Source organism: Streptomyces sp. B1866 (assembly GCF_031932565.1).
In the GTDB taxonomy this organism is placed as follows: domain Bacteria; phylum Actinomycetota; class Actinomycetes; order Streptomycetales; family Streptomycetaceae; genus Streptomyces.
This window is the reverse complement of the sequence record NZ_JAVSCF010000412.1, coordinates 1-3,307: the sequence shown is the minus strand read 5'-3', so window position 1 is coordinate 3,307 and position 3,307 is coordinate 1. Positions and strand designations below refer to the sequence as shown.

1 rRNA gene is annotated in these 3,307 nt (G+C 57.8%); it reads right to left on the bottom strand.

Going from position 1 to position 3,307, the window contains the following annotated elements:
- Positions 1-38: 38 nt before the first annotated feature.
- Positions 39-3,158 (bottom strand): 23S ribosomal RNA (locus RKE29_RS28840).
- Positions 3,159-3,307: the final 149 nt, after the last annotated feature.

Genomic DNA, 3,307 nt, shown 5'->3' with positions numbered 1-3,307 from the left:
TCGTTGTCTCAGATCTGCACAGTGGACGCGAAGCACCAATGGTCAAGCCCTCGGCCTATTAGTACCAGTCAACTCCACCCCTCACGAGGCTTCCATACCTGGCCTATCAACCCAGTCGTCTACTGGGAGCCTTAACCCCACACGGGGGTGGGAGCCCTCATCTCGAAGCAGGCTTCCCGCTTAGATGCTTTCAGCGGTTATCCCTCCCGAACGTAGCCAACCAGCCATGCCCTTGGCAGAACAACTGGCACACCAGAGGTCCGTCCGTCCCGGTCCTCTCGTACTAGGGACAGCCCTTCTCAAGACTCCTACGCGCACAGCGGATAGGGACCGAACTGTCTCACGACGTTCTAAACCCAGCTCGCGTACCGCTTTAATGGGCGAACAGCCCAACCCTTGGGACCGACTCCAGCCCCAGGATGCGACGAGCCGACATCGAGGTGCCAAACCATCCCGTCGATATGGACTCTTGGGGAAGATCAGCCTGTTATCCCCGGGGTACCTTTTATCCGTTGAGCGACGGCGCTTCCACAAGCCACCGCCGGATCACTAGTCCCTGCTTTCGCACCTGCTCGACCCGTCAGTCTCACAGTCAAGCTCCCTTGTGCACTTACACTCACCACCTGATGACCAACCAGGCTGAGGGAACCTTTGGGCGCCTCCGTTACCCTTTAGGAGGCAACCGCCCCAGTTAAACTACCCACCAGACACTGTCCCCGATCCGGATCACGGACCCAGGTTAGACATCCAGCACGACCAGAGTGGTATTTCAACAACGACTCCACCCGAACTAGCGTCCAGGCTTCACAGTCTCCCACCTATCCTACACAAACCGAACCGAACACCAATATCAAGCTATAGTAAAGGTCCCGGGGTCTTTCCGTCCTGCTGCGCGAAACGAGCATCTTTACTCGTAGTGCAATTTCACCGGGCCTGTGGTTGAGACAGTCGAGAAGTCGTTACGCCATTCGTGCAGGTCGGAACTTACCCGACAAGGAATTTCGCTACCTTAGGATGGTTATAGTTACCACCGCCGTTTACTGGCGCTTAAGTTCTCAGCCTCGCCACACCGAAATGCAGCTAACCGGTCCCCTTAACGTTCCAGCACCGGGCAGGCGTCAGTCCGTATACATCGCCTTACAGCTTCGCACGGACCTGTGTTTTTAGTAAACAGTCGCTTCTCGCTGGTCTCTGCGGCCACCCCCAGCTCACCCAGCACGTGGGATCACCAGAAGCGGCCCCCCTTCTCCCGAAGTTACGGGGGCATTTTGCCGAGTTCCTTAACCACAGTTCACCCGAACGCCTCAGTATTCTCTACCAGACCACCTGAGTCGGTTTAGGGTACGGGCCGCAACAGCACTCGCTAGAGGCTTTTCTCGACAGCATAGGATCATCCACTTCACCACAATCGGCTCGGCATCAGGTCTCACCCATGTAACGGGGAACGGATTTACCTGCTCCCCGGGCTACACCCTTACCCCGGGACAACCACCGCCCGGGCTGGACTACCTTCCTGCGTCACCCCATCACTCACCTAATACAAGCTCGGACCACCGGCTCCACCACCCACCAATCCGAAGACCAGCAGAGGCTTCACGGGCTTAGCATCACCTGATTCAGCGTTGACGCACCATCACGGGTACCGGAATATCAACCGGTTATCCATCGACTACGCCTGTCGGCCTCGCCTTAGGCCCCGACTTACCCTGGGCAGATCAGCTTGACCCAGGAACCCTTAGTCAATCGGCGCACACGTTTCCCACGTGTGAATCGCTACTCATGCCTGCATTCTCACTCGTGAACCGTCCACAACTACCTTACAGCGCTGCTTCACCCGGCACACGACGCTCCCCTACCCACCCCAACCCCCGTTAGGAGTATTGTTGGAGTGACACGACTTCGGCGGTACGCTTGAGCCCCGCTACATTATCGGCGCAGAATCACTTGACCAGTGAGCTATTACGCACTCTTTCAAGGATGGCTGCTTCTAAGCCAACCTCCTGGTTGTCACTGCGACTCCACATCCTTTCCCACTTAGCGCACGCTTAGGGGCCTTAGTCGATGCTCTGGGCTGTTTCCCTCTCGACCATGGAGCTTATCCCCCACAGTCTCACTGCTGCGCTCAACTTGCCGGCATTCGGAGTTTGGCTAAGGTCAGTAACCCGGTAAGGCCCATCACCTATCCAGTGCTCTACCTCCGACAAGAACCACACAACGCTGCACCTAAATGCATTTCGGGGAGAACCAGCTATCACGGAGTTTGATTGGCCTTTCACCCCTAACCACAGGTCATCCCCCAGGTTTTCAACCCTGGTGGGTTCGGGCCTCCACGAAGTCTTACCTCCGCTTCACCCTGCCCATGGCTAGATCACCCCGCTTCGGGTCTTGAGCATGCGACTCAAACGCCCTCTTCGGACTCGCTTTCGCTACGGCTACCCCACACGGGTTAACCTCGCCACACACCGCAAACTCGCAGGCTCATTCTTCAAAAGGCACGCAGTCACGACCGCATCCCCAAAGAGACACGGCGACGCTCCCACGGCTTGTAGGCACACGGTTTCAGGTACTATTTCACTCCGCTCCCGCGGTACTTTTCACCATTCCCTCACGGTACTATCCGCTATCGGTCACCAGGGAATATTCAGGCTTAGCGGGTGGTCCCGCCAGATTCACACGAGATTCCTCGAGCCCCGTGCTACTCGGGAAACAGACAAGCAAGCCGACACAATTTCGTCTACGGGGGTCTTACCCTCTACGCCAGGCCTTTCGCATGCCCTTCGACTACCATGCCGGTTTCTGACTCGCCCGATCGCCGGCAGACGACCGAAGCCTGCTCCCACAACCCCGCACTGGCAACCCCTGCCGGGTATCACACCAGAACGGTTTAGCCTCATCCAGTTTCGCTCGCCACTACTCCCGGAATCACTGTTGTTTTCTCTTCCTGCGGGTACTGAGATGTTTCACTTCCCCGCGTTCCCTCCACGCACCCTATGTGTTCAGATGCGGGTGACAGCCCATGACGACTGCCGGGTTTCCCCATTCGGACACCCCCGGATCACAGCTCGGTTGACAACTCCCCGGGGACTATCGCGGCCTCCCACGTCCTTCATCGGTTCCTGGTACCAAGGCATCCACCGTGCGCCCTTAAAAACTTGGCCACAGATGCTCGCGTCCACTGTGCAGTTCTCAAACAACGACCCAAGAGAGGGAAACCCCGGCCACAACCCGGACTCACGTCCCGGCCAGGCCCGTTCCCTCAGGACCCAACAGCGTGCCCCACCAACCCCCAGCGCATCGGACCAGCGTT